The 26657-nt window shown below is 61.6% G+C and carries 24 protein-coding genes, 1 rRNA gene and 1 riboswitch; of the genes, 12 read left to right on the top strand and 13 right to left on the bottom strand.

Annotated elements, in window-relative coordinates; all coding sequences use genetic code 11:
• The first annotated feature begins 128 nt into the window (after positions 1 to 128).
• Positions 129 to 629, top strand: coding sequence for a YfbU family protein (locus tag AB5Y50_RS02775; protein ID WP_210556743.1), 501 nt, complete (start codon positions 129 to 131; stop codon positions 627 to 629).
• Positions 630 to 681: 52 nt separating this feature from the next.
• On the opposite strand, the gene yfbV is transcribed toward AB5Y50_RS02775, so the two are convergent.
• Positions 682 to 1122: a terminus macrodomain insulation protein YfbV gene (gene yfbV / locus AB5Y50_RS02770; protein WP_043152530.1), complete on the bottom strand. Its 441-nt coding sequence runs from the start codon at positions 1120 to 1122 to the stop codon at positions 682 to 684.
• Positions 1123 to 1423: 301 nt separating this feature from the next.
• Between yfbV and AB5Y50_RS02765 the strand changes: the two genes are divergently transcribed.
• Positions 1424 to 2626 carry an acetate kinase gene (locus AB5Y50_RS02765; RefSeq protein WP_010673162.1) on the top strand — a complete coding sequence of 401 codons (1203 nt, stop codon included), beginning with the start codon at positions 1424 to 1426 and terminating at the stop codon, positions 2624 to 2626.
• Positions 2627 to 2696: 70 nt separating this feature from the next.
• Positions 2697 to 4850 carry a phosphate acetyltransferase gene (gene pta / locus AB5Y50_RS02760; RefSeq protein ID WP_049637125.1) on the top strand — a complete coding sequence of 718 codons (2154 nt, stop codon included), beginning with the start codon at positions 2697 to 2699 and terminating at the stop codon, positions 4848 to 4850.
• A gap of 477 nt (positions 4851 to 5327) precedes the next feature.
• Here pta and ilvN read toward each other — a convergent pair whose 3' ends face one another.
• The 6 genes from ilvN to AB5Y50_RS02730 all read right to left on the bottom strand — a co-directional run bounded on the left by ilvN (position 5328) and on the right by AB5Y50_RS02730 (position 10477).
• Entirely contained in the window at positions 5328 to 5822 is a 495-nt protein-coding gene (gene ilvN, locus AB5Y50_RS02755; protein ID WP_010673160.1) for an acetolactate synthase small subunit, read from the bottom strand.
• Complete coding sequence (locus AB5Y50_RS02750; RefSeq protein ID WP_043156169.1) at positions 5822 to 7540, bottom strand: acetolactate synthase 3 large subunit; 1719 nt, start codon at positions 7538 to 7540, stop codon at positions 5822 to 5824. Before AB5Y50_RS02750 ends, ilvN begins: the two co-directional genes overlap by 1 nt.
• Positions 7541 to 7930: 390 nt before the next feature.
• A complete protein-coding gene (locus AB5Y50_RS02745) occupies positions 7931 to 8083 on the bottom strand; it encodes a hypothetical protein (RefSeq protein WP_010673158.1) in 153 nt (50 codons plus the stop codon).
• Between the two features lie 35 nt (positions 8084 to 8118).
• A complete protein-coding gene (locus tag AB5Y50_RS02740; RefSeq protein ID WP_049637126.1) occupies positions 8119 to 9228 on the bottom strand; it encodes an MJ1255/VC2487 family glycosyltransferase in 1110 nt (369 codons plus the stop codon).
• Complete coding sequence (locus AB5Y50_RS02735) at positions 9225 to 9728, bottom strand: phosphatase PAP2 family protein (RefSeq protein ID WP_045523800.1); 504 nt, start codon at positions 9726 to 9728, stop codon at positions 9225 to 9227. The genes AB5Y50_RS02740 and AB5Y50_RS02735 overlap by 4 nt, the downstream gene beginning before the upstream one ends.
• A gap of 125 nt (positions 9729 to 9853) precedes the next feature.
• Positions 9854 to 10477 (bottom strand): TetR/AcrR family transcriptional regulator, encoded by a 624-nt coding sequence (locus AB5Y50_RS02730; protein ID WP_010673155.1) that lies wholly within the window; start codon positions 10475 to 10477, stop codon positions 9854 to 9856.
• A gap of 405 nt (positions 10478 to 10882) precedes the next feature.
• Between AB5Y50_RS02730 and leuA the strand changes: the two genes are divergently transcribed.
• The 5 genes from leuA (at position 10883) to AB5Y50_RS02705 (ending at position 16726) form a co-directional block, all read left to right on the top strand.
• The gene (gene leuA, locus AB5Y50_RS02725; protein ID WP_049637127.1) at positions 10883 to 12445 is read left to right on the top strand and encodes a 2-isopropylmalate synthase; all 1563 of its coding nucleotides are present in this window, start codon (positions 10883 to 10885) and stop codon (positions 12443 to 12445) included.
• A 111-nt stretch (positions 12446 to 12556) separates the two neighbouring features.
• Positions 12557 to 13642, top strand: coding sequence for a 3-isopropylmalate dehydrogenase (leuB, locus tag AB5Y50_RS02720; protein WP_041211114.1), 1086 nt, complete (start codon positions 12557 to 12559; stop codon positions 13640 to 13642).
• A gap of 32 nt (positions 13643 to 13674) precedes the next feature.
• Entirely contained in the window at positions 13675 to 15072 is a 1398-nt protein-coding gene (leuC, locus tag AB5Y50_RS02715) for a 3-isopropylmalate dehydratase large subunit (protein WP_041211113.1), read from the top strand.
• Between the two features lie 12 nt (positions 15073 to 15084).
• Entirely contained in the window at positions 15085 to 15684 is a 600-nt protein-coding gene (leuD, locus tag AB5Y50_RS02710) for a 3-isopropylmalate dehydratase small subunit (RefSeq protein ID WP_039041180.1), read from the top strand.
• A 112-nt stretch (positions 15685 to 15796) separates the two neighbouring features.
• On the top strand, positions 15797 to 16726 hold the full coding sequence (locus tag AB5Y50_RS02705; protein WP_049637128.1) for a hypothetical protein: 930 nt from the start codon (positions 15797 to 15799) through the stop codon (positions 16724 to 16726).
• A 51-nt stretch (positions 16727 to 16777) separates the two neighbouring features.
• Here the strand turns inward: AB5Y50_RS02705 and AB5Y50_RS02700 are convergent, their stop codons facing one another.
• Positions 16778 to 17068, bottom strand: a complete 291-nt coding sequence (locus AB5Y50_RS02700; protein WP_039041182.1) for a PilZ domain-containing protein — start codon at positions 17066 to 17068, stop codon at positions 16778 to 16780.
• Positions 17069 to 17159: 91 nt separating this feature from the next.
• Positions 17160 to 17250: riboswitch (TPP riboswitch) on the top strand.
• An 83-nt stretch (positions 17251 to 17333) separates the two neighbouring features.
• Between AB5Y50_RS02700 and thiB the strand changes: the two genes are divergently transcribed.
• From thiB to AB5Y50_RS02680, 4 genes are all read left to right on the top strand, one after another.
• The gene (gene thiB, locus AB5Y50_RS02695; RefSeq protein ID WP_049637129.1) at positions 17334 to 18314 is read left to right on the top strand and encodes a thiamine ABC transporter substrate binding subunit; all 981 of its coding nucleotides are present in this window, start codon (positions 17334 to 17336) and stop codon (positions 18312 to 18314) included.
• Complete coding sequence (thiP, locus tag AB5Y50_RS02690; RefSeq protein ID WP_049637130.1) at positions 18290 to 19918, top strand: thiamine/thiamine pyrophosphate ABC transporter permease; 1629 nt, start codon at positions 18290 to 18292, stop codon at positions 19916 to 19918. Before thiB ends, thiP begins: the two co-directional genes overlap by 25 nt.
• A 141-nt stretch (positions 19919 to 20059) precedes the next feature.
• Positions 20060 to 20770: a thiamine ABC transporter ATP-binding protein gene (thiQ, locus tag AB5Y50_RS02685; protein WP_049637131.1), complete on the top strand. Its 711-nt coding sequence runs from the start codon at positions 20060 to 20062 to the stop codon at positions 20768 to 20770.
• Between the two features lie 15 nt (positions 20771 to 20785).
• Positions 20786 to 20947 carry a hypothetical protein gene (locus tag AB5Y50_RS02680; RefSeq protein WP_164882965.1) on the top strand — a complete coding sequence of 54 codons (162 nt, stop codon included), beginning with the start codon at positions 20786 to 20788 and terminating at the stop codon, positions 20945 to 20947.
• A 66-nt stretch (positions 20948 to 21013) separates the two neighbouring features.
• On the opposite strand, the gene AB5Y50_RS02675 is transcribed toward AB5Y50_RS02680, so the two are convergent.
• The 5 genes from AB5Y50_RS02675 to rrf all read right to left on the bottom strand — a co-directional run bounded on the left by AB5Y50_RS02675 (position 21014) and on the right by rrf (position 26514).
• A complete protein-coding gene (locus AB5Y50_RS02675) occupies positions 21014 to 22384 on the bottom strand; it encodes a PhoH family protein (RefSeq protein ID WP_042078269.1) in 1371 nt (456 codons plus the stop codon).
• A gap of 205 nt (positions 22385 to 22589) precedes the next feature.
• On the bottom strand, positions 22590 to 23273 hold the full coding sequence (locus tag AB5Y50_RS02670; protein ID WP_010673144.1) for a hypothetical protein: 684 nt from the start codon (positions 23271 to 23273) through the stop codon (positions 22590 to 22592).
• Positions 23274 to 23282: 9 nt separating this feature from the next.
• The gene (locus tag AB5Y50_RS02665; protein ID WP_043156171.1) at positions 23283 to 25430 is read right to left on the bottom strand and encodes an adenosylcobalamin-dependent ribonucleoside-diphosphate reductase; all 2148 of its coding nucleotides are present in this window, start codon (positions 25428 to 25430) and stop codon (positions 23283 to 23285) included.
• A 207-nt stretch (positions 25431 to 25637) separates the two neighbouring features.
• Positions 25638 to 26090: a pullulanase gene (locus tag AB5Y50_RS02660; protein WP_029313820.1), complete on the bottom strand. Its 453-nt coding sequence runs from the start codon at positions 26088 to 26090 to the stop codon at positions 25638 to 25640.
• 309 nt (positions 26091 to 26399) lie between these two features.
• Positions 26400 to 26514 (bottom strand): 5S ribosomal RNA (rrf, locus tag AB5Y50_RS02655).
• Between the last annotated feature and the right edge of the window lie 143 nt (positions 26515 to 26657).

Genomic DNA, 26657 nt, shown 5'->3' with positions numbered 1-26657 from the left:
CCACTCTCTGGCGGCTCACCAGGGCGCCTCCTCCCCCCTTTTCTCGCCAACCTCCCCTCTCAGATCAAAAAATTCATCCTGGATATGGGTTAACGTGACCCCAGATTCATTTTCCAGCGAGACAGCCCATGAACATGAGCCACACCGAACGCCTGATCCTGAGCAACCAGTACGAGATCCTGGCCAAACTCAATCCGGAAAAGGCGGCGTTTTACCAGCGTGCCAGCACCATCGTCGAGCGCGGCTACTGCCTGCAGATCCTCGAGCTGGAGAAGAGCTTCGGCCATCTGGATCTCGCCACCTGCCAGGAGGTGCTGGACACCCTGGAGCTGCACCATGCACTGGCCATCTCCTGGGGCAACCTGGATGCCAGCGCCCGGGCCGATGTCAACGAGAGCCGCCTTGCCTTCAACGGCTACAGCCGCAGCCAGGAGCGGGAACTGGTGGATTACGTCTGCTTCCTGCTGGAAGTGGACAAGCGCTTCCCCGAACTGCCCTGCCCCTGCGACGAGCTCTCCAGCGACATCGCCATGCGGGACAAGTACCAGCGCATGCTGGCGGTCTGGCGTCAGTGCCCCCGTCAGTACAAGCTCTCCATCCAGGAGATCAGCAAGGTGCTGGCCGCCTGAATGTGAAAAAGGCGCCTGAGGGCGCCTTTGTCGTCAGTCTGACTTCGGAAAGTCATTCGTAGAGGAAGGATTTGTCCAGCTGCTTGAAGGCGGCGTTGAGGGTATCGGCCAGCTCTTCGTAGCGGGGATGGGCCACCAGCTGACGCTGGCCCCCTTGCTCGTTCATCTTGCCGTTTATCTCCCGATACCAGGTGGCGAGGGAGGGAGGCAGCCGGGTATCGGCGCGCTGGCCGAGCCAGTAGTACCCTTGCAGCGGCAGGCTGAGCAGGAAGAGCACGGACGCCATCACGGAGGGCCAGTAATGAAGCTCGCCAAACTGGAACTGCACCATGACGCTGAGCACCGCCAGTGCCGGAATCACCTTGAGGGCGAATTCGGTGGCCTTGATCACCCGATTCTCCGGGAACATGGAATTAAGCTCGGGACGGCGCGGCCAAAGAGTCATATAATGACGGCCTTGCTGTAATTTAGTTCCAAAAATGTTCATGCTCATGCTACCTCCGAGCTCTTTTCGAACGCATTAACGGCAAAACCTCGACAATATTTGAGAGGCAATAACAAAGGTTGAGGATGACTTTGTTATTTTTCAACAATCAGGTTATCCTTTGTACGCCCATTTTTACGCTGGGGCACGGCCACTGACCAGTCAGGGACGTCTGAATTTCGGGTCTTGTATCACTATACAAGGGGCAAGCAACAGATTGCCAACCCTCATAAGGATAAGTTGATAGTTTTTGGACGCACCGCGTCCGGCGCATCCTCCAACCCAACCCAATCTGCGATAGGATTTATTCATGAGTAAGCTGGTTCTTGTTCTTAACTGTGGCAGCTCGTCCCTGAAGTTTGCTGTCATTGACGCAACCACCGGTGATGACCTGCTGTCCGGCCTGGCCGAATGCTTCAACCTCGACGACGCCCGCATCAAGTGGAAGCTGAACGGCGAGAAAGGCAACGCTGATCTGGGTGCCGGTGCCGCTCACCAGGAAGCGCTGGACTTCATCGTTCACAAGATCCTGCCGCTCAACCCGGAACTGTCCAAGAACCTGATCGCCATCGGCCACCGCGTGGTACACGGCGGCGAGCGTTTCACCTCCTCCGTTCGCATCTGTGATGACGTCATTGCCGGCATCGAAGCCGCCATTCCTTACGCACCGCTGCACAACCCGGCTCACCTGATCGGTATCCGTGCCGCCCTGAAGGTCTTCCCGGAACTGGCCGAGAAGAACGTCGCCGTGTTCGACACCGCCTTCCACCAGACCATGCCGGAAGAAGCCTTCCTGTACGCCCTGCCGTACAAGCTCTACAAAGAGAACGGCATCCGTCGCTACGGCGCCCACGGCACCAGCCACTACTACATCAGCCTGGAAGCGGCCAAGCAGCTGAACAAGCCGGTGGAAGAGCTCAACATCATCAACTGCCACCTTGGCAACGGCGGCTCCGTCTGCGCCATCAAGAACGGCCAGTCCGTCGACACCTCCATGGGCCTGACCCCGCTGGAAGGCCTGGTGATGGGTACCCGTTCCGGTGACATCGATCCGGCCATCATCTTCTTCCTGCACGACAAGCTGGGCATGAGCGTTGCCGAGATCAACACCATGCTGACCAAGGAATCCGGCCTGCAGGGTCTGACCGAAGTCACCTCCGACTGCCGTTTCGTTGAAGACAACTACGACAGCAAGGAAGAAGCCAAGCGCGCCATGGACGTGTACTGCTACCGTCTGGCCAAGTACATCGGTGCCTACGCCGCCGCCATGGACGGTCGTCTGGATGCCGTGGTCTTCACCGGCGGCATCGGCGAGAACTCCGCCCCGATCCGTGAGATCACCCTGAACAAGCTGGGCCTGCTGGGTTTTGACGTCGACCACGACGCCAACCTGAAGGCTCGCTTCGGCAAGGGCGGCGAGATCACCAAGGCTGGTTCCACCAAGGCCCTGGTTATCCCGACCAACGAAGAGTGGGTCATCGCCCACGACGCGCTGGAACTGGTCGGCGCATAAATTAGCTGTAGAGCAAGGCCGCCCCAGGGCGGCCTTTTCCTGATCCCAAAAAATGAACAAGGGGTAATAAGTGGCACGCACTATTATGCTCATCCCGGTCGGCACTGGTGTCGGCGTAACCTCCGTGAGCCTTGGCGTCGTTCGCGCCATGGAACGTCACGGTGTCAATGTCAGCTTCTTCAAACCGGTCGCTCAGCCGCGTCCGGGTGAAACCGGTACCGAGCGCTCCACCGCCGTGATCCGCGCCGCCGCCAACATCAACCCGCCCGAGCCGTTCGCCCTCTCCTACGCCGAGAACATGATCACCTCCAGCAACACCGACATCCTGCTGGAAGAGATCGTGGCCCGCTTCGAAGAGCACGTGAAGACCAGCGGTGCCGAAGTGGTGGTGATCGAGGGCCTGGTTCCGACCGACAAGCAACCCTTTGCCAACAAGCTGAACTACGACGTCGCCAAGGCGCTGGACGCCGACATGGTGTTCGTGACCCATCCGGGCAACGACTCCAGCCAGAAGCTCAAAGAGCGCATCGAGCTGGCCTGCTCCAACTTCGGTGGCGTCAACAACCCGCGCATCGTGGGCTGCGTCATCAACAAGGTGGGTGCCCCGGTTGACGAGCACGGTGTGACCCGTCCCGACCTGACCGAGATGTTCGAAGCGCACCACCACGGCGCCGATACCGGCCACAACCTGGAAGTGCTGCAAGTCTTCGGCAAGAGCCCGCTGCGCATCCTCGGCTGCATCCCCTGGAACACCCAGCTGATCGCCCCGCGCGCCAAGGATCTCGCCAAGCACCTGGCCGCCAAGATCATCAACAAGGGTGAGCTGGAAAGCCGCCGCCTGCAGACCGTGACCTTCTGTGCCCGCTCCATCCACAACATGATCGAGCACTTCCGTCCGGGCAGCCTGCTGGTGACCTCCGGCGACCGCTCCGACGTCATCGTCTCCGCCTGCCTCTCCGCCATGAACGGCGTCAAGCTGGGTGCCCTGCTGCTGACCGGCAACTACCACCCGGAACCCCAGGTGATGGCCCTGTGCCAACAGGCCATGGCCACCGGTCTGCCGATCATGATCACCGGCACCAACACCTGGCAGACCGCCGTCAGCCTGCAGAACTTCAACGTCGACATCCCGGAAGATGACCGCGAGCGGATCGAGCTGGTACAGGACTACGTTGCTGGTCACATCGACAAGCACTGGATCGAGTCTCTCTCCGCCAAGTCCACCCGCTCCCGTCGCCTGAGCCCGCCAGCCTTCCGCTACCAGCTGACCGAGCTGGCCCGTCAGGCCAACAAGCGCGTCGTGCTGCCGGAAGGGGAAGAGCCGCGCACCATCAAGGCGGCCGCCATCTGTGCCGAGCGCGGTATCGCCCGTCCGGTGCTGCTGGGCAACCCGGAAGAGATCCGTCGTGTTGCCGAACAGCAGGGCGTGATCCTGACCGACCGCGTCGAGATCATCGATCCCGTTGCCGTGCGCGAGCGTTACGTGGCCCGTCTGGTCGAGCTGCGCAAGAACAAGGGCATGACCGAAGTGGTTGCCCGCGAGCAGCTGGAAGACAACGTGGTACTGGGTACCATGATGCTGGAGCGCAACGAGGTCGACGGTCTGGTATCCGGCGCCGTGCACACCACTGCCAACACCATCCGTCCGCCGATGCAGATCATCAAGACCGCCCCGGGCTCTTCCCTGATCTCCTCCATCTTCTTCATGCTGCTGCCGGACCAGGTACTGGTCTACGGTGACTGCGCGATCAACCCGGATCCCACTGCCGAGCAGCTGGCCGAGATCGCCATCCAGTCCGCCGACTCCGCCGCCGCCTTCGGTATCGAGCCGCGCGTGGCCATGATCTCCTACTCCACCGGCACCTCCGGCGCCGGCGCGGACGTGGAGAAGGTGCGTGAAGCGACCGAGCTGGCCAAGGCCAAGCGTCCCGACCTCATCATCGACGGCCCGCTGCAGTACGATGCGGCCATCATGGAGAACGTCGCCAAGTCCAAGGCACCGAACTCCCCGGTTGCCGGCAAGGCCACCGTGTTCGTGTTCCCGGATCTGAACACCGGCAACACCACCTACAAGGCGGTACAGCGCTCCGCCGAGCTGGTCTCCATCGGCCCCATGCTGCAAGGCATGCGCAAGCCGGTCAACGACCTCTCCCGTGGCGCCCTGGTGGACGACATCGTCTACACCATCGCTCTGACCGGCATCCAGGCAGCCCAGGCCGAGTAATCGACCCGCAGTCCGATGCAATGAAAAACCCGCCGAGAGGCGGGTTTTTTTATGGCTCGCGCCCAGAAATGTTGATCCGCAAGATCAGGTCGGGATCCCGTCCGGATCCACGGACAGATCCGCGTTCCGCCCTTGGCAAGGCTCGAGGGATAAGCAAACGCTCACACCCTCGCCAGGGGATTGCACAAATGCGATCCAGCCAGGATCAAATTGAAATATCCCTTTAAGATCATGCGACTAACGCCAGACACACCGCTAATCTACAGAGTTTTCCACAGCTTTTGTGGATAGTTTACCGATCATTTGAAAGAAAATAACAGGTGAAGCCCCTCCCTTCCCCCTTCTCTTTCACCCCTCGATAACCTCCTGATGCTGTGGCCAGCATCCCTACCGGCGCCCCCACTTGCCCGCAACGCTGCCAGACACGAAAAAGGGCTCCGAAGAGCCCTTGAACAGCTATTTTCACATCCGGCCACATCAGGGACGCAGGGATTTGTCCGCCCGGGAGATGCCACAGACACCGGAGCGCACCACTTCGATGATCTCGTTGGTCTGGGCAGCCGTCTTGATGAAGGCGTCCAGCTTTTCGCTGGTCCCGACGAGCTGCACCGTGTAGAGCTCGGGGGTGACGTCGACGATCTGGCCACGGAAGATGTCCGCCAGCCGCTTCAGTTCGTCACGTGCACCACCGGCGGCACGCGCCTTGACCAGCGCGATCTCCCGCTCGATGTGCTCACCCTCGCTCAGGTCACACACCTTGAGCACGTCCACCAGCTTGTGCAACTGCTTCTGGATCTGCTCCAGCACCCGCTCATCCCCCATGGTGACGATGGTCATGCGGGACAGGGTGGGATCCTCGGTGGGGGCCACCGTCAGGGTCTCGATGTTGTAGCCGCGCTGGGAGAAGAGACCTACCACACGGCTCAGGGCACCGGATTCGTTCTCCAGCAGAACGGAAATTATATGTCTCATCAGGTTCTCTCCGTCTTGCTCAGCCACATCTCGTCCATGGCGCCAAATTTGATCTGCATCGGATAGACGTGCTCGTCCGGATCGACCGAGATGTCCATGAACACCAGTCTGTCCTTCATGGCAAAGGCCTTCTCCATGGCGCTCTCCAGCTCCGCCGGATCGCTCACCGCGATGCCGACGTGGCCATAGGCTTCTGCCAGCTTGACGAAGTCAGGCAGGGATTCCATGTAGGAGTGGCTGTGACGGCCGCCGTAGAACATCTTCTGCCACTGCTTGACCATGCCCAGCGCACGGTTGTTGATGGAGATGATCTTGATGGGCACCCCGTACTGCATGCAGGTGGAGAGCTCCTGAATGTTCATCTGCACCGAGCCGTCGCCGGTGACGCAGCAGACCACCGCATCCGGGTTGGCAAACTGGGCGCCCATGGCGGCCGGAATGCCGAACCCCATGGTGCCGAGACCACCTGAGTTGATCCACTGACGCGGCTTGGCAAACGGGTAGTAGAGGGCGGCAAACATCTGGTGCTGGCCGACGTCGGAGGCGACGAACGCCTCCCCTTTGGTCACCTTGTAGAGAGTCTCGATGACCTGCTGCGGCTTGATCAGGGTGGGATGGGTTTCGTAGGCCAGGCAGTTGCGGGAGCGCCACTGGTTGATCTGCTCCCACCAGTCCGCCAGCGCCTGCTTGTCGTTGTCAAAGCCGCACTCGCGGATCACTTCCAGCATCTGTTCCAGCACGGTTTCCACCGAGCCGACGATGGGCACATGGGCCTGTACCGTCTTGGAGATGGAGGTGGGGTCGATGTCGATGTGGACTATGGTAGCGTTGGGGCAGAACTTGGCTACGTTGTTGGTCACGCGGTCATCGAAGCGGGCACCCACGGCGAAGATGAGATCCGCGTTGTGCATGCTCTTGTTCGCTTCGAAGGTGCCGTGCATGCCGAGCATGCCGATGAACTGCGGATGGGTGCCGGAGAAGGCGCCCAGTCCCATCAGAGTAGTGGTCACCGGCAGGTTCAGCAGCTCCGCCAGCTTGGTCACCAGGTGATCCGCATTGGCGTTGATGGCGCCGCCACCCACGTACATGACCGGGCGGCTCGCCTCGGTCAGCAGCTTGGCAGCCCGCTTGATCTGGCCCTTGTGTCCCGCCTTGGTCGGATTGTAGGAGCGCAGGGAAACGGACTCGGGATACTGATAGGGGAACTTCTCTTTCGGATTCTGCACGTCTTTGGGCAGATCCACCACCACGGGCCCCGGGCGGCCACTGGCGGCAATGTAATAGGCCTTCTTGATGGCCTCGGGAATGTCGCTGGCTTTCTTGCACAGGAAGCTGTGCTTCACCACCGGGCGGGAGATGCCGATCATGTCGGTCTCCTGGAACGCATCCTCCCCGATCATGCTGGTCGGCACCTGGCCGGACAGGATCACCAGGGGAATGGAATCCATGTAGGCGGTGGCGATCCCCGTGATGCAGTTGGTGGCGCCGGGACCCGAGGTCACCAGCACAGTGCCCACCTTGCCGGTGGAGCGGGCGTAACCGTCCGCCATGTGCACTGCGGCCTGCTCATGCCGCACCAGGACATGCTCCATCTTGCCGTTTTCGAAGAGAGCGTCATAGATGTCGAGCACTGAGCCACCAGGGTAGCCGAAAACGTGTTCCACTCCCTGATCTTCCAGCGCTCTAACCACCATCTGGGCGCCTGATAACATCTCCATGATAAAGCCCTCCAGGCTTTGCTCCGTTAAGCGAAAGCTATCGACAGTCCGCTGCTTCCCGGCAGCGCCGATCCGAGTCTTGTTGTTGTCTGCAGGCAGATCAGGCGAGTTCGGAGCCGTCGATAGTAGAAAAATAGGGGTTTTCCATCATTCACCCGAAAAGCGGGTGAAAAACCAACTTAACCCGCCCGTGAACGCTTGTCCACGGCTTTGTCTGGCCATAACAGTCATAAATTTCAAACAGCTATTAACATTCAGTGACTTGGCCACCAGACGGGCAACAAAGAGGGGCCCTGGGGGGAACAACCAGCGGATCATGCTGCCCGCGTCGGTCAGGAACAAAATAAACGGCCCACCCCGAGGGGGTGGGCCGTCAAAAACTGGCTGGTTTCACTGCTCGTCTTCGGGTTCTGCCAGCCAGATCTGCTGATCCGGATCCGTCTCTTCGCAGACCGAAATGCTGACACCCATGTCGAGCAGCTCATGCAGGGTGAGATTGTCTGCCAGAGTCATGGTGTCGCCGTTTTCATTGGTAAAGCGCATGGTGTCCGTCCTCTCCGTGGTGGGATCGACTCAGTTTAGTCAAAGGCGCTGAGTTGGGATAACCAGGGACGCTCCTGGCCGGTACGGCTGGCAAGCTCCCCCAGGCTGTCACACACCTCCTCCGGAAAGAGGGTCCTGCCCCAGAGGCGGCGGGAGAGCGCCCCCACCTCCTCCCCGGCCCCGGCCAGCAACCAGTCGGCCAGCTCTCCTGCCACATCGGGATAGCGTACCCTGCCAGGAGAAGGGGCCTCCAGCCAGCTTCGCACCGCATTGGCATCCAGGCTGTCCATCAACTGGGCCAGCCCCATCAGTTCCAGGGTCCTGCCGTTGGTCAACTGCTCGAACTGGCCCCCCAGGGGTTTGACCAGCAGCTTCTTGCCCAAGGAGAGCGCCTCGGAGGCAAGCTCGAATCCCGCATTGCTGATGACCCCGCGACAACCTGCCAGCGCCAGCTTGAAGCCCTCTCTGGCCTGAGGTTCAAAGCGGATGTTGCGCCACTCGCTACGCTTGCGCACCTCGGGATGGAAGCAGATGAACGACTGCGGGCTGAAACGCGACAACAGGGCCGCGATCGTCTCTGTCTGCTCGAATGGCAGATAGACCAGGATCTGCTGGTTGTCCGGCACCGGCTCGAGGGGATCGACGATGGGAGGCAGCAGGGGCTGGCCGAAATGGAACCAGTGCAGCCCCAGGGACTGGCGTACCGGCGCAAAATGGCGCATCAGCTGACGGTTGAAGCCGCTCTCCCCCCAGCGCGGGATCGGCCAGTCGAAGCTCGCCTGATGGCTGATGGTGAGGCTGGGTTTGCCCCAGCGGCGAGCCGCATGGGCACTGAGCGGCTCGAAGTCGCTGATGACCAGATCGTACTCGCGACAATCGAGGGCACGCAGATCTTGCCAGAAACGCAGGGGAGAGAGTCCCTTGAGGGTGCGCCAGCCCGAGATGCGCCCCTGATGGCTGGCGAAAGTGATACCGGGGTAGGTGCGATAATCCCCGAACTCCCCCATCTCGAAGTAGCCGTCGGCGGCGCGCCCGCTGAACAGATAGTCCACCGCCACGCCCCTGCTCTTCAATGCGCGCGCCAGGGTCCGGCTACGACTGATGTGGCCGTTGCCGGTCCCCTGAACGCCGAACAGTATCCTCATCCCTGGCTCCAACCCAGCGCCCAGAGGGCGCAACCACCGCCAAGCAGCGCCCCGGCCACCAGATCACTCAGATAATGCACCCCGAGCAGCAGGCGGGACGCCCCCACCAGCGCGGCCCAGACAAACAGCAGCGGTGCCCAGAGCGGGAAACTGGCGGCCAGTACGGTCGCCATCAGAAAGGCGGCCGCGGTGTGGCCCGAGGGCAGGCTGTAACGATCCGACGGGGTGATGAAGACAGGTAGCCCTGCCGGGCGCTGGCGTTTGAGGGCATTCTTGAGCAGCAGGTAGAGCGGCAACTCGAGGGCAAACGCCCAGAGCGCCATACTGACCGCCTCCTGCCCGGCGCTCCCCTGCCACCAGAGCAAGCAGGCCGCCACGGCATAGAGGGGGCCGTCACCGGTACGGGAGACAAGCCGGCTTATCCTGGCCTGCGGCTGATTGTAGGGATGAAGCAGGCAGACACGGCACACCCGCAGGTCCCATTGCTGGATCTTGTTCATCACGGCCCTCCCTTGCATCCTGAGTGCAGACTAGGAGGGCAGCATGACACTTCGTTGACGCCCAGATAACAGATTGATGAAAAAAAGGGCCCAGGGGCCCTTTTTCATCCGTCATCCCGAAAAAGTCAGTTCAGGGCACCGCGCAGGCCGTTTTCCATCAGGCGGCAGTTGTGGGCCGCGAGGCGGCTCATGAAGTGCTCGTCCACCGTCAGACCAAACACCTGTTCGTAGAGATCCTTCATCACGAACGGCTGCCACATCATGCTGAGGAAGGAGATCTTCAGCATCTCGGGGTCCAGGTTGTCCGCCAACTGGCCGTTGGAGCGCATGGATTCGAGCAGGGCATCGAACTGGGGAAGTTGGCGATCCAGCAGGCGGCTCAGCACAAAATCACGCCCCGGGCTCTTTTCAGTGGACAATGCGCTGGAGATGGCGGAAGTCAGCTCGCTGTTGGGCGCCATCACCTGATAGTAGGTGTTGAGCAGATCGGTCAGGCTGCGGTTGCTGCTCTCGTCGTGCCAGGCTTGCTCGAGGGGCTCGGCCACATCCCCCAGCACCGCCTTGTAGAGGCCTTCCTTGCTGCCGAAGTAGTAGTGGATCATCGCCAGATTGGAGCCTGCCAGCTCGGCAATCTCGCGGGTCGTCACCTTGCTGTAGGGGGTGTTGAGAAAACGTTCGCGTGCGGCGGCAAGCAGCTTGTCACGAATGTCGGAACGTCCGACTGGACGGCCAGGTCTGCGTTTTTCCATGGAATACCTCAGATAATTCAGCAAGGGCTGATAAGTCGATCTGATTGTGCGGGTGATCGAGTACAGCAGGAATGACCAGATAATCAGGCATGAACCGAATATGGGACAAGAGAATTTGCACTCCTTTACAATCCGATTAAATAAACCAGTGGATTGAACCTGTCCATTCCGGTTGACACAGCATAAAAATCTCGTTATTGGTAGTAGCGTTATCGACTGGAAGGATTGAGACATCATGCGTATTGCCGCTCCGCTACTACTGCTCTCCCTAATCGCGACTCCTCGCGCGGGATCCTTGTAGCCGGGCTAAGGCATAGCCGGAATTTACAGAAACCCGTGCACCCCGCACGGGTTTTTTTATGCCATGCAGGATGCACGCAGCGAACTTAGGAAGAGGGAAGTCACATGTCAGATCGGGTCATCATATTCGACACCACCTTGCGTGATGGTGAGCAGGCGCTGTCGGCCAGCTTGACGGTCAAGGAGAAGCTGCAGATCGCCCAGGCGCTGGAGCGGCTCGGTGTCGATATCATGGAAGTGGGTTTCCCCGTCTCCTCCCCCGGCGATTTTCAATCGGTTCAGACCATCGCCCGCCACATCAAGAACAGCCGGGTCTGCGCCCTGGCCCGCGCCCTGCAAAAAGACATCGATGCCGCCGGCGAAGCCTTGAAAGTGGCAGAGGTGTTTCGCATCCATACCTTCATCTCCACCTCCTCCATCCACGTGGAGAGCAAGCTGAAAAAGAGCTTCGAAGACGTGCTGGAGATGGGGGTCGGCGCCATCAAGCACGCCTTGCGCTACACCGATGACGTGGAGTTCTCCTGCGAAGATGCGGGCCGCACCCCGATAGACAACCTGTGCCGCATGGTGGAAGCCGCCATCAAGGCCGGCGCCCGCACCATCAACATTCCTGACACCGTGGGCTACACGGTGCCGACCGAATTCTCCGGCATCATCCACACCCTGTTCAACCGGGTGCCCAACATCGACAAGGCCATCATCTCGGTGCACTGCCACGACGATCTGGGCCTCTCGGTGGCCAACTCCATCAGTGCCGTGCAGATGGGGGCCCGCCAGATCGAGTGCACCATCAACGGCATCGGCGAGCGTGCTGGCAACTGCTCTCTGGAAGAGGTCGCGATGATCCTGAAAACCCGCGCCGACCTGCTCGGGGTACACACCAACATCCGCCACAGCGAGATCCATCGCACCAGCACCCTCGTCAGTCAAATCTGCAACATGCCGGTGCAGCCCAACAAGGCCATCGTCGGCGCCAACGCCTTCTCCCACAGCTCAGGCATCCATCAGGACGGGGTGCTCAAGGCGAAGAACACCTATGAAATCATCACCCCCGAGAGCATCGGTCTCACCCAGAACAACCTCAACATGACCTCCCGCTCCGGCCGCCACGTCATCAAGCACCGAATGGAGTCCATGGGCTACGCCGAGAGCAGCTACGACCTCGACGATCTCTACGCCAAGTTCCTCACCCTGGCCGACAAGAAGGGCCAGGTGTTCGACTACGACCTGGAGGCCCTCGCCTTCTTCAGCCAGATCCACGAGGAGCCTGAGCACTTCAAGCTGGAGTACCTCGGCGTACAGAGCGGCAGCTCGGTGCTCGCCACCGCCTCGGTCAAGCTCAAGGTAGGCCAGGATCTGGTGTGCGAGGCCGCCACCGGCAACGGCCCGGTGGATGCGGTCTACCAGTGCATCAACCGCATCACCGGCTACGAGATCCGCATCGATAAATACGAACTCAAGGGCAAGGGCGAGGGCAAGAACGCCCTCGGCCAGGTGGACATCGTCGCCGAATACAAGGGGCGCAAGTTCCACGGCATGGGGCTGGCCACCGACATCATCGAATCCTCGGCCCAGGCCCTGGTCCACGTGATCAACAGCATCTGGCGCGCGGACCAGGTGGCCGAGCAGATGGAGCGCAACCACACCATCAAATCGGAAACCGTCTGAGCCCGCCGCCGGACAAGATGACAGCATGACATGGGGAGGACCGGGGCCAGGGCCGTGGCCCGGACCGGCCTCCCGGATGAAACGGAATCACACTATCAAGACGGAGAGAGTATGAGCAGTTATCGGATCGCAGTATTGCCGGGTGACGGCATTGGCCCGGAAGTGATGGCAGAAGCCATCAAGGTACTGGAAAAGGTGCAGACCAAATTCGGCTTCTCCCTCGACTATGACCGTCACGACGTCGGCGGCATCGCCATCGACAACCACGGCACACCGCTGCCCCAGAGCACGATCAAAGGCTGCGAAGCGGCCGATGCGGTGCTGTTCGGATCAGTCGGTGGCCCCAAGTGGGAGCACCTGCCGCCCAACGATCAGCCGGAGCGCGGTGCCCTGCTGCCCCTGCGTGCCCACTTCAAACTGTTCTGCAACCTGCGCCCGGCCCGCATCTACACCGGTCTGGAGCAGTTCTCCCCGCTGCGTGCCGACATCTCCGATCGCGGCTTCGACATCGCCTGCGTGCGCGAGCTGACCGGCGGCATCTATTTCGGCCAGCCCAAGGGGCGTGAAGGGGAAGGCGCCACCGAGAAGGCCTTCGACACCGAGGTGTACCACCGCTTCGAGATCGAGCGCATCGCCAAGATAGCGTTTGAATCGGCCCGGGTGCGCAAGGCCAGGGTCACCTCCATCGACAAGGCCAACGTGCTCGCCTCCTCCATCCTGTGGCGCGAGGTGGTGACCGAGGTCGCCAAGTCCTACCCGGACGTGGCCCTGAACCACATGTACATCGACAACGCCACCATGCAGCTCATCAAGGATCCGTCCCAGTTCGACGTGCTGCTCTGCTCCAACCTGTTCGGTGACATCCTCTCCGACGAGTGCGCCATGATCACCGGCTCCATGGGCCTGCTCCCCTCCGCCAGCCTTAACGAATCCGGCTTCGGCCTGTTCGAGCCGGCCGGTGGCTCGGCCCCGGATATCGCCGGCAAGGGGATTGCGAATCCCATCGCCCAGATCCTCTCCGCCGCCCTGATGCTGCGTTACAGTCTCGGCCAGGAAGCCGCCGCCCAGGCCATCGAGCAGGCCGTGGCCCAGACCCTGGCAGAAGGCTATTTCACCGCCGACCTGCATCAGGCCAGCGCCACGCACCCGGTGCAGAGCACGGCCGACATGGGCAGCCAGATCGCTGCGCGCATCTGATCCCACGGCATCGATAACAAGGAAACCGAGCAATGTCCAAGACCCTCTATCAGAAAGTGTTCGACGCCCACGTGGTGCGGGAAGTGGAAGGGGAAACCCCTCTCATCTACATCGACCGTCATCTGGTGCATGAAGTGACCAGCCCCCAGGCATTCGACGGCCTGCGCGCCATGAACCGCCAGCTGCGTCGCCCGGATCTGACCTGGGCCACCATGGATCACAACGTCTCCACCACCACCAAGGACATCGCCGCCTCCGGCGAGATGGCCCGCATCCAGATGGAGACACTCGCCGCCAACTGCAAGGCGTTCGGGGTTCGTCTCTATGACTTGAACCACAAATACCAGGGCATCGTCCACGTGATGGGCCCCGAGCTCGGCATCACATTGCCAGGCACCACCATCGTCTGCGGTGACTCTCACACCGCCACCCACGGCGCCTTCGGGTCGCTCGCATTCGGTATCGGCACCTCCGAAGTGGAACACGTGATGGCCACCCAGACCCTGAAACAGGGCCGCGCAAGGACCATGCGTATCTCTGTCAACGGCAAACTGGCCGCAGGCATCAGCGCCAAAGACGTGGTGCTCGCCATCATCGGCAAGGTAGGTCACGCAGGCGGGACCGGCTACGTGGTAGAGTTTGCCGGTGAAGCCATCGAGGGGCTCACCATGGAAGGGCGCATGACGGTGTGCAACATGGCCATCGAACTCGGCGCCAAAGCTGGCATGATTGCCCCCGACCAGACCACCATCGACTACATCCGTGGCAAGGAGTTCGCTCCCAAGGGGGAGGCGCTGGAGCAGGCCATCGCCTACTGGCTGACCCTCAAGAGCGACGAAGGTGCCCACTTCGACGCCGAAGTGGTGCTCGACGCAGCCGACATCGCCCCGCAAGTGACCTGGGGAACCAACCCGGGCCAGGTGATTGCCGTCAATGAGCCCATCCCTGCACCGGAATCCTTCGCCGATCCGGTGGAGCAGCAGTCCGCCCGCAAGGCCCTCGCCTACATGGACCTGCAACCGGGCCAGAAGCTCTCCGACGTGGCCATCGACAAGGTGTTCATCGGTTCGTGCACCAACAGCCGCATCGAGGATCTGCGCGCGGCTGCCGCCATCGCCCGTGGCCGCAAGGTCGCCGCCGGGGTACAGGCCCTGGTGGTGCCGGGCTCCGAGCAGGTGAAGGCCCAGGCCGAGGCCGAGGGGCTGGACAAGATCTTCATCGAGGCAGGCTTTGAGTGGCGTTTGCCCGGCTGCTCCATGTGTCTGGCCATGAACAACGACCGGCTGCAACCGGGGGAGCGCTGCGCCTCCACCAGCAACCGCAACTTCGAGGGGCGTCAGGGTCGTGCCGGTCGCACCCACCTGGTGAGCCCGGCCATGGCCGCCGCCGCCGCCGTCACCGGCCGCTTCGCCGACATTCGTGCACTGTAAGAGGGAACGTACATGACAGGTTTCAAACAGCATAAAGGGATCGTCGTTCCCCTCGACAGCGCCAACGTCGACACCGACGCCATCATTCCCAAGCAGTTCCTGCAGAAGGTGAACCGCATCGGCTTTGGCAAGCACCTGTTCCACGACTGGCGCTTCCTGGACGATGCAGGGGAACAGCCCAACCCGGAGTTCGTACTGAACAAACCGCAATTCGCCGGTGCCAGCATCCTGCTGGCCCGCGAGAACTTCGGCTGCGGCTCGAGTCGCGAGCACGCCCCCTGGGCGCTGGCGGACTACGGCTTCAAGACCATGATCGCCCCGAGCTTTGCCGACATCTTCTACGGCAACGCCATCAACAACGGCATGGTGCCGGTTCGTCTGAAAGAGGAGGAGGTCGACGCCCTGTTCCAGCTGGTCGCCGCCCAGCCGGGTATCGAGATCGAAGTGGATCTGGAGGCCAACCAGGTGCGTGCAGGCAGCCTCACGTTCGGCTTCGAAATCGACGAGTTCCGTCGCTACTGTCTGCTCAACGGGCTGGATGCCATCGGTCTGACCCTGCAGCACGAGGCCGCCATCAGCGCCTTCGAGGCGAAGCAGCCAAGCTGGATTTGACGAGCCTGCGACAAGAAAGCGAGTAGAATCAACAGGGAGCCAAGGCTCCCTGTTTTATTGTCGGGTCGCTGTACAAAGCCCGCCACCTCTGCATGTCCGACAGGAGACACCCATGTCCGCAAGGGGCGCCCTTTCATTGCTCTGCCTGCTGCTCAGCCTCCCGGCCCTGGGCGGGCAGACCTCTTTCACCAACAGTGGCGGTCAGCTCAACGTCGGCTGGCAGGACAGGGAGGGCAAGGCGCAGCAGCTCAGCTACCGGCTGGAGGCGGGCAAGCTGCCCCCTCTCATCGCTTACCGTCCGGCCAGGATGCAGGAAGACGTACTGCAAAGCCTGCTGCAACAGGCCCCCCTGGCGTTCCCCGAGGTGCAGTTCTCCCTCGTTCGCCCCGCCATGAGCCTCAGCATCAAGAGCCGCAACGCCAACAAGGCGCGGGAAGCCTCCCAATGGGTCAAGCCCGAGCAGGCCAAACTGGAGGCTGCCTGGCTCACGCAGCACTACTTCCAGCCCTTCACTGCCCCCGACGGCGCTCCCGCCATCAAGCAGGATCATGTGCGCATCGCCCTGGAGAGCCGGGACGAACTGGCCCCGTTGATGGAGCAGCTCAAGCAGGAAGGGGCCACCGAGACCGAGGCGCGCCAGAAGACGGTGGCCCACATGCTCGACTTCATCCAGGCCATCCCCTATCAACTGCTCGACAGCCAGTCGGGCCGCTCTGGCAAGGGGTTTCTGAGCCCGCGCCAGGTGCTGGAGCAGAACCGGGGGGATTGCGACAGCAAGGTGACCCTGATGGCCGCCCTGCTGGCCCAGGGGTATCCCGATCTCAAGCAGGCCATGGTGTTCGTGCCGGGACACGCCCTGCTGGGGGTGGCCTTGCCAGCCAAACCGGGGGAAGCCACCTTGAGCCGGGCGGGGGAGACCTACCTCCTGATGGAGCCGACCGGCCCGGCCCAGCTGCCCATGGGCCAGCTCGCGCCCACCAGCAAAACGCTGGTCGACAGCGGCCAGTTGAGCGTACAGCCGGTGCAGGATGAGGGGAAATGAGACAGGCCAGCCCATGGCTGGCCTGTCTCGAGGAGGACGGGCGCCCGGGTCTCAGGTGAGGGAGAGAAACTCCAGCGCCAGCAGGAGACCGTCTTCTTCCTCCAGCACCCGCACGATGCGGGCCTGGGCCTCGAAGGGAGGCAGAAGATTGCTGCTGGTCGCCAGGCTCACCCGGATGGGCTGGGCCAGATCGAACGCGTGCTTGTTCACCTCGACGCCCATGCCGTTGGCGCTGAGATCCCGGCAGACCCCCTCCAGCACCTGCTGATGCTGGAACAGGGTGACGGGGGCATTGATGACCATGCGCTGGAAGGCACGTCTTTCCTTGGTGCTGGTGATCACTGGGGACTTCCTCCTTGGTGGTGGCTCGCACGATGCGGCCCGTGAAACATAGTGCTGGCCTCCCCCCAGGAACGCCAATACAATGCGATGCGTTGCTCAAACGGGGTGCGGTTTACCGCTGAGATTATACCCGTGAACCTGATCCAGATAATGCTGGCGGAGGAATTTGAGGCATGGCGCGCGTTTTTTGTGCCCTCATCCGCCGGCGCTCACCACACGCGAGGTGCCATTGATGAGCACCCCGACATCCACAGGAGTGCCATTGATGAAGACCCTGCTGCTGATCGCCACCAGCCTGCTCTCTGCCCAGGCGTTTGCCGCCGACACCCTCACCGTCTACACCTACGGCTCCTTCGCCGCCGAATGGGGGCCGGGCCCCAAGATCAAGCAGGCCTTCGAGAAGGAGTGCGGCTGCACCCTCAATCTGGTACCCCTCGAGGATGGCGTCGCCATCCTCAACCGGCTGCGGCTGGAAGGCCAGCACAGCAAGGCCGACATGGTGCTGGGGCTGGACGATGCTCTCATCAGCGAGGCCAAGCAGAGCGGCCTGTTCGCCCCCCATGCCACCAGGCTCGATGGCCTCAAGGTACCGGGTGGCTGGCAAGACGACACCTTTGTCCCCTATGACTACGGCTACTTCGCCTTCGTCTATGACAGCAACAAGCTCAAGCAGCCCCCCAAGAGCCTGAAGGAGCTGGTGGCGCGCCCCGATATCAAGGTGATCTATCAGGATCCCCGCACCTCCACCCCGGGTCAGGGCCTGATGCTCTGGATGAAGTCGGTCTACGGGGATGAGGCACCGACCGCCTGGGCGCAACTGGCCAAAAAGACGGTCACCGTCACCAAGGGGTGGTCAGAGGCCTACGGCATGTTCCTCGACGGCGAGGCGGACATGGTGCTCTCCTACACCACCTCCCCCGCCTATCACCTGGTCGCCGAGAGCAAGCCCCAGTACCGGGCGGCCGCGTTCGAGGAGGGGCACTACCGCCAGGTGGAAGTAGCGGCCAAGCTCAAGGGCGCCACACAGGGCAAACTGGCTGACCAGTTCCTGCAATTCATGGTGAGCCCCGCCTTCCAGAACGAGATCCCCGGCGGCAACTGGATGTATCCGGTGACAGACGTGGTGCTGCCCAAGGGGTTCGAACAGATGATCACCGTAGCGAAGCCGCTCACCTTCAGCTCTGACGAGGTGGCCGCCAACCGCAAGGGATGGATCCGCGAATGGCTGCAAGCCGTCACCCAGTGAGTTCAGGTCGTCGTTCCCTCTGGTGGCTGCCCGGCAGTGCAGCCACCCTGGTCATCCTGCTGCTCTCCATTGGGCCGCTGGTCGCCCTGTTGTGGCAGGCGGGGACCCTCTCCCCCCGCGCCCTGCTAGGCGATCCCTACCTGCGCCACGTGCTGGGTTTCAGCCTCTGGCAGGCACTGCTCTCCACCCTGCTGAGCCTGGGGCTTGCCATCCCGGTGGCCAGGGCCCTGGCGCGACGCCGTTTCACCGGACGCCGCCTGCTGCTCAAGCTCTTCGGCCTCTCCCTGGTGTTGCCGGTCATCATCGCCATCTTCGGCATGGTGGCGGTGCACGGTCGCCAGGGCTGGCTGCCGCAACTGCTGCACGGCCTGGGCATGGATCCCGGCAACTACCTCTATGGCCTGTTCGGCATCCTGCTGGCCCATGTCTTCTTCAACATGCCGCTGGCCGCCCGCCTCATTCTGCAGAGCATAGAGAGCATCCCCGAGTCCTCCTGGCGCCTCGCCAGCCAGCTCGGCATGCGCTCCTCCCACATCTTCCGGCTGCTGGAGTGGCCGCTCATCCGCGGCATCTTGCCGGGGCTCGCCAGCCTCATCTTCATGCTCTGCTTCACCAGCTTCACCACAGTGCTGGCGCTCGGGGGCGGCCCCAAGTCCACCACACTGGAGGTAGCCGTCTACCAGGCGCTGCGCTTTGACTTCGATCTCGCCACCGCTGGCGGGCTCGCCCTGGTGCAACTGCTGCTGACCCTGGCCCTGCTCCTGCTGCAACACAAGCTGCAGACCACCCCGGCCAGTCGCCTCACCAGCCGTCGCCCCTGCCTGCGTCCCGACAGACACCAGAAGGGCAGCGCTCTGGTGGATGGCCTGGCCCTGACCATGGGGCTCGCCATCTTCCTGCCGCCCCTGCTGGCCATCGTGGTCGCCGGGTTCAACCCCGGTCTGCTGGCGGCGCTCGGCTCACCCCGGCTGTGGCAGGCAGGGGGGCAGTCCCTGGGCATAGCCCTGGCGGCTGGCTCCCTGGCCACTTTGCTCGGCGCCGGGCTGCTGCTCACCAGCCGCCATCTGAGGGTGCGGGATCGCAAACGGCGGGCCGCCGCCCTGTGGGAGGCCAGCGGCTCCATGATCCTGATGATCCCGGCGGTGGTGCTCTCCACCGGCCTCTTCATCCTGTTCATGCCCTTCACCGACGTCTTTGCCCTGGGCCCCTGGCTGGTGGTGCTGGTCAACGCCCTGATGGCGCTGCCCTATGTGCTGCGCACCCTCTCGGCCCCCATGCAACTGGTGGTGCGCCAGTACGATCGGCTGGCGGACAGCCTGGGGGTGCGCGGCCTGCATCGCCTGCGCCTGGTGGAATGGCCCCTGCTGCGCCGTCCGCTGGCCCTGGCCATGGCGCTCTCGATGATATTGTCCCTCGGGGATCTCGGGGCCATCGCCATGTTCGGCAGCCAGACCCTCACTACCCTGCCCTGGCTGCTCTATCAACAGCTCGGCAGCTACCGGCTGACCGAGGCGGCCGCCACCGCCCTGCTGCTGCTCACCCTCTGCTTCTCCCTGTTCTGGCTGGTGGAGCGGGGACTGGGAGGCAGGCATGTGGATCACTGATCCCCGGCGGCATTGCCGCCTCCCTGCCCCCAGGATCCGGCCGGGCACGTCCCTGGGGCGCCCCTTGGGGCAGTCACTCACGCTGCCTTTCATCAATTTTTCTTACTTGTTGTTCTATAAAACGACATTCAGGAGCCAAACATGCTGGTAATTGAGGAACTGGTCACCAGTTATCCCGACTGGCAGGTGACCTTCAGCGCGACCTTGCCCAAGGGGGAGATCACCGCCCTCATCGGTCCGAGCGGCGCCGGCAAGTCCACCCTGCTCGGCATGATCGCAGGCTTCGTGCCGGTGGAGTCGGGCACTCTCACCTTCGACGGACAGGATCTGCTGTCACTGGGCCCCGCCGAGCGCCCGGTCACCACCCTGTTCCAGGATCACAACCTCTTCCTGCACCTGTCGGTGTTCGACAACATCGCCATCGGCCTGCATCCCGGCCTGCGCTTGAATCCGGCCCAGAAAAGGCAGGTGCAGGAGGCCGCTGACAAGGTGGGCCTGGGGGAGATGCTGACGCGCCTGCCGGAGCAGCTCTCCGGCGGCCAGCAGCAGCGGGTGGGGCTGGCCCGCGCCCTGGTGCGGGGCAGGCCGCTGCTGCTGCTGGACGAGCCCTTCTCGGCCCTCGATCCGGCCCTGCGCCGGGAGATGCTGGCGGAGGTCGCCCGCCTCGCCTGCGAGCAGGGCATCACCGTGCTGATGGTCTCTCACAACCCCGAGGATGCCCAGCTCATCGCCGATCAGGTGCTCTTCATCGACGCGGGACGCATCGCCTTGCAGGGCAAGCCGGATATCCTGCACAGTAGCGATCACCCCGGGCTGCTGCGCTACCTGGGCCGCGCTCTGGCGCCACAGTGAAGGGCTGACAAGCTGATGGTATCTCCCTGTCGTTCCCAGGACGATGCCCAGCTCATCGCCGATCAGGTGCTTTTCATCGACGCAGGACGCATCGCCTTGCAGGGCAAGCCGGATATCCTGCACAGCAGCGATCACCCGGGGCTGCTGCGCTACCTGGGCCGACCGAGAGAGGCATGAGATAGGCGGGATCAAAAAAGGGGAAGCCGTCCGGCTTCCCCTTTCTCATGCAGAGATCCCGTCAAATCAGAGATTTTCCTCGGCGAACGAAGCCAGCCGGCTGCGCACCACCCCGTTCAGGAAGATGTTGGCACTGCCGTCGAAGTCCTTGAACCGCTCGACGATGTAGGTCAGACCCGAGGTCACCGGGCTCAGGTAGTTGGAGTCGATCTGGGCCAGGTTGCCGGAGCAGACGATCTTGGTCCCCTCGCCGCAGCGGGTGATGATGGTCTTGATCTGGGAGGCGGTCAGGTTCTGGCACTCGTCCAGCAGCACGAAGGTGTTCTGGATGCTGCGCCCCCGCATGAAGTTGACCGATTTGAACTGGATATTGGCCTTCTCCATGATGTAACTCAGGGACCCACTCATGTTCTCGTCCTGCTTGTGCAGCACTTCCAGGGTGTCGGTCACCGCCGCCAGCCAGGGCATCATCTTCTCCTCCTCGGTGCCGGGCAGGAAGCCGATACTCTCGGCGATCTCCGGGGTATTGCGGGTGACGATCACCTTCTCGTAGATCCCCTTCTCGATCACCAGCTCAAGGGCCGCGGCCATGGCGAGCAGGGTCTTGCCGCAGCCGGCCGGGCCGGTCAGGATCACCAGGTCGATGTGCGGATCCAGCAGGGCATCCAGCGCCATGCCCTGATAGACGTTCTTGGGGTGCACCCCCCAAGCCTTGCGGGACATCAGCCGCTCGCGGCCGAGATCTTTCAGGCGGATCTTGTTGCCGTCGTGGCTCAGCACCCTGGCCGCGAAGAAGTTCTCCTCGTCCAGCAGGTACTGGTTGACGTGGACTCCCTCCAGCAGGTTGGCATCGATGACGTGAACCGTATCGCGGCCATGGGTTTCGCTGTCGCACTCGCCGACCCGCTCCCAGAAGCTGCCAGGCACCACTTGGAAACCCTTGGCGAGAAGGCGGATGTCGTCGATGAGCTGGTCGCTGCGGTAATCCTCCACGTGGGCCAGTCCCGCCCCCTTGGCCTTGAGGCGCATGTTGATGTCTTTGGTGACCAGCACCACCTGGCGCTTCATCTCGTGTTTTTGCAGGTAGAGGGCGGCGTTGATGATGCGGTTGTCCGCCTCCTTGTCGGTGAATACCTCGGCATCCTGGGGCAGATGGTGATCGCTGAAGATGGAGATATGGCCGCTCGCCTCACCGGCCAGCGCCACCCCTTGCACTATCTGCTCGGGGGTCGCGTCACGGAATACGTCTTCCAGCGCGCGGATGGCGATGCGGGCATCGCGGCTGACGTCCTTGTGGCGATCCTTGATGTTGTCGAGCTCTTCCAGCACCGTCATGGGGATGAGCACGTCGTGCTCTTTGAAGGAGTAGATGGCGAGGGGTTCGTGAAGCAGAACGTTGGTATCCAGGATAAACAGCTTTCGGTCCGTGTTGTCCATAAGCATCCTCCTTGGCACTGAAGGTGCCACGTGTGTGAATCTCAGATGTCATTGAAACCACACGGCCGTGACAGTTTTATTACCCCCAACGCTACGCCCGATTTCACCAGCGTGCAACATCCTTTGTTCGCGGCAAGTTGTTGTATATAAAGCAAACAAAATAAGACCGGCACGGTGGCCGGTCTTATTTATCTCCCTTTATCACTCAACCGCACTTGGAATCGCCGCAGTTGAGGCAGGTCATGCAGCCATCCTTTTGCACCAGCGCCTTGGTGTGGCACTTGTAGCAGAGCGCGGCACTGGGTGGGAAACCGCTGCCCGCCGGCTGCTCTTCTGCCTGTTGCTGTGCCTGCAATTGCGCCTGCTTCTCGGCCAGGAACGCCTGCTGGTGCTCGTCCAACCCGGGCACCTTGAGCATGCCGATCTCGGTGAGATGGGTTTCGATCACGTTGCCAATTTCGGCGATGAGAGAGGGCACGTACTTGCCCTTGTTCCAGTACCCCCCCTTGGGATCGAACACGGAGCGCAACTCCTCCACCAGAAAGGTGACGTCCCCTCCCTTGCGAAACACCGCCGAGATGATGCGGGTCAGCGCCACTATCCACTGATAGTGCTCCAGGCTCTTGGAGTTGATGAAGATCTCGAACGGGCGCCGGGTCTCGTGCACCGTGCCCTCGTTGAGAATGATGTCGTTGATGGTGATGAACAGCGAGTGCTCGGAGACGTGTTCCGGCGTTTTCAGCTTGTAGGTGGTGCCCATCAACCGCTCCGGGCGCAACACGGTTTCATGCATGTGCACCACGTCATCCTGGGGCGTCGGCGCATCTTGCGGCTCATCCCGGGTTTTTACCTTGTAGGCGACGATTTTTCTGTCGATTTTCTTGACCATGTCTCGTCCTCAGAACTTGCCGTAATAGCCTTCTTTCAAGGCGTCGTAGAGGTTGGCGGCGGTGTGCAGCTCGCCATCGTATTCGATCTCCTCGTTCCCCTTCGCCGTGATGACGGTGCCATCTTCCAGGGTGAACTCGTAACTGGTGTTCTCCAGATCCTTCTCCTTCACCAGCACGCCCTGGAAGGCGGCCGGGTTGAAGCGGAACGTGGTACAGCCCTTGAGGCCGGAGTCCGAGGCATAGAGGTAGATATCCTTGAACTGCTCGAACGGAAAATCGGTCGGCACGTTGGCGGTCTTGGAGATGGAGGAGTCGATCCAGCGCTGGGCCGCCGCCTGGATATCCACGTGCCCGGTCGGCGTGACGTCGTCCGCGGTGATGAAGTAATCCGGCAGGCGGCTACCCTCCTCCTCGGCATAGGGCATGGCGGCCGGGTTCACCAGCTCGCGATAGGCCAGCAGCTCGAAGGAGTAGACATCCACGCTCTCCTTGCTCTTCTTGCCCGGCTTGATGACATTGCGGCTGTAGTGGTGGGCGAAGCTCGGCTCTATGCCGTTACTGGCGTTGTTGGCGAGCGACAGGGAGATGGTACCGGTCGGCGCTATGCTGCTGTGATGGGTGAAGCGTCCACCCACCTCAGCCAGCTCGGCCACCAGAGCGGGATCCACCTCGGCCACCTGCTGCATGTAGCGGCTGTAGCGGGCATGCAACACCTTGCCCTTCACCTTGTCGCCGAGCTTGATGCCATCTGCCGCCATTTCGGGGCGCAGACGCAGCATCTTGCCGGTGACTTCGAACTCCTGCTCCATGATGGGGGCCGGCCCCTTCTCCTTCGCCAGACGCAGAGACTCCTGCCAGCCGGTCATCGCCAGCTCCTGGGAGACCTGTTCGGTGAAGGCGACGGAGGCCGCAGAGCCGTACTTGATGCGCAGCATGGTGAGGGTCGAGCCCAGCCCCAGGAAGCCCATGCCGTGGCGACGCTTGGCGGTGATCTCCTCGCGCTGCTTGGCCAGCGGCAGCTGGTTTATCTCCACCACGTTGTCGAGCATACGGGTGAAGATGGCCACCACCTTGCGAAACGCAGGCCAGTCGAAGGCGGCCTGCTCGGTGAAGGGATCGCGCACGAAGGTGGTCAGGTTGACCGAGCCCAGCAGACAGGCCCCATAGGGCGGCAGAGGCTGTTCACCGCAGGGGTTGGTGGCACGGATCTCTTCGCAGAACCAGTTGTTGTTCATCTGGTTCACCTTGTCGATCAGGATGAAACCGGGCTCCGCATAGTCGTAGGTAGAGGTCATGATGACGTTCCACAGCTTGCGCGCGGGCAGGGCCTTGTAGACCTTGCAGGCCACCTGGCCCAACTCGTTGATCACCACACCCTCCTTGTTGGGCCAGTCCGCCCAGACCACCCTCGCAGGGTCATCCAGCGCGATGCCATCCTGCTCCACCTCCTTGGCGGTGTAGGGGAAGATCAGTTGCCAGGGGGCATCCTCCTTCACCGCACTGACGAACTCTTCGGTGATGAGCAGGGAGAGGTTGAATTGACGCAGGCGACCATCCTCCCGCTTGGCCTGGATGAACTCGACGACATCGGGGTGACGGATATCCATGGTGCCCATCTGGGCGCCACGACGGCCACCGGCAGAGGAGACGGTAAAGCACATCTTGTCGTAGATATCCATGAAGGAGAGCGGCCCGGAGGTATAGGCCCCCGCTCCCGAGACGAAGGCTCCACGCGGTCGCAGGGTCGAGAAGTCGTAACCGATGCCGCAACCCGCCTTCAGGGTCAGCCCCGCCTCGTGCACCTTGCCGAGGATATCGTCCATCGAATCCTCAATGGTGCCGGAGACGGTGCAGTTGATGGTGGAGGTCGCCGGCTTGTGCTCAAACGCCCCGGCGTTGGAGGTGATACGGCCCGCCGGAATGGCACCATTGCGCAGGGCCCACAGGAAGGGTTCATACCAGGTGTCGGGTTCGCGCTCCTGCGCAGCAAGCGCGCGAGCGACACGCTGGTAGGTCTCGTCGATAGTACCGTCGATGGGCGTACCGTCTTTGCTCTTGAGGCGATACTTGCTGTCCCAGATCTCGAGGGACGTCTCCTGCAGGGGGATCTGACGGGCGGCGGTGACACCCTCCAGCACAGGGATGGATTTGGCCATGTTCAATTAACCTCATATGAATGCAGCAGCATCTCTATGTCAAAAACACTACTAATAGTGAATGTTTACATCACAAACACAATATATAGTAATTCTGTCGTGATAAGGGCGCAGATTCTATCCTAAAAAAATGCCCCGGCCAGCAGATTTCTGGGCCAGGGCATTCAACCGGTTCAATTCCCGAGAGATTTAACGCGAAGGGCTATCTCAGGGTTTCTTGACGTATACGCTCGGTGTCTCACCCGCCATATTCAGATAGAACTCGTAGACGCCATCCGCCTCGGGCGAGAACTTCATGTCCTCATACTTGGAGCACGGGTTGACCGGTACAGGTTCCCCGCCGAGCACGGCAACGCCATCGCTCGGGCTCTTGTAACCGAAGTTGGTGCCACAACTCCAGCCGGAGTCGGCAAACTTGAACTTGTAAGGAGCCCACTCTTTCTTGAGCGTCCCCTTGGCCATGTAGAGCTTGTCGGCAACCTTGACGACCTTGCTTTCGTCGGTGGCCATCCAGTCGTTCATCTCACCACGCAGGTAGATGGACTTGCCACCGAAGTCGCTGTTGTCCGCCGCTGCCTGCTCTGCACCACCATTGGATGCGCAACCGCCTAATACCAGGGTTCCCGCCGCCAGCATCATCGTTACTGTTCTTTTGAACATGTGTCCATTCCTCAAATTATTGTGATTCCTTGGTCCATCGATGTGGACCCGGGAATTAAACCAGAGCAGGCATGACAAGAAAGGTAGAAGCATCACATTCTGTGCTTTTTATATCCAGAATGCAGGCTTTCGAATAGATATTGAGCAGATACAGGCCACAAACAACCCGATATTGGCTGGGATGATGAATGCGAGTATCAGAAAACACGGCGGGAGACCGCACCATAGTGCCCGTTTGCCCTCCAGTGAGTGCTGAATTTCAGGCAATAAAAAACCCCGCTCGAGTGAGCGGGGTTTCTTGTATTGGGTGCCTGGCAGTGTCCTACTCTCGCATGGCGAATGCCACACTACCATCGGCGCTACAGCGTTTCACTTCTGAGTTCGGCATGGGATCAGGTGGTTCCACTGCGCTATTGCCGCCAGGCAAAATCTTCAATCTGAGAAAGCTGATGTAAGTAATTCGCTCGTATTTGCTACAAGGCCAGAAACACTTCTTGGGTGTTGTATGGTTAAGCCTCACGGGTAATTAGTATGGGTTAGCTCAACGTATCGCTACGCTTACACACC

The sequence above is a fragment of the Aeromonas sp. s6 genome, from assembly GCF_040907815.1.
Classification (GTDB): Bacteria; Pseudomonadota; Gammaproteobacteria; order Enterobacterales; family Aeromonadaceae; genus Aeromonas; species Aeromonas caviae.
This window is presented reverse-complemented; position numbering and strand designations above follow the sequence as displayed.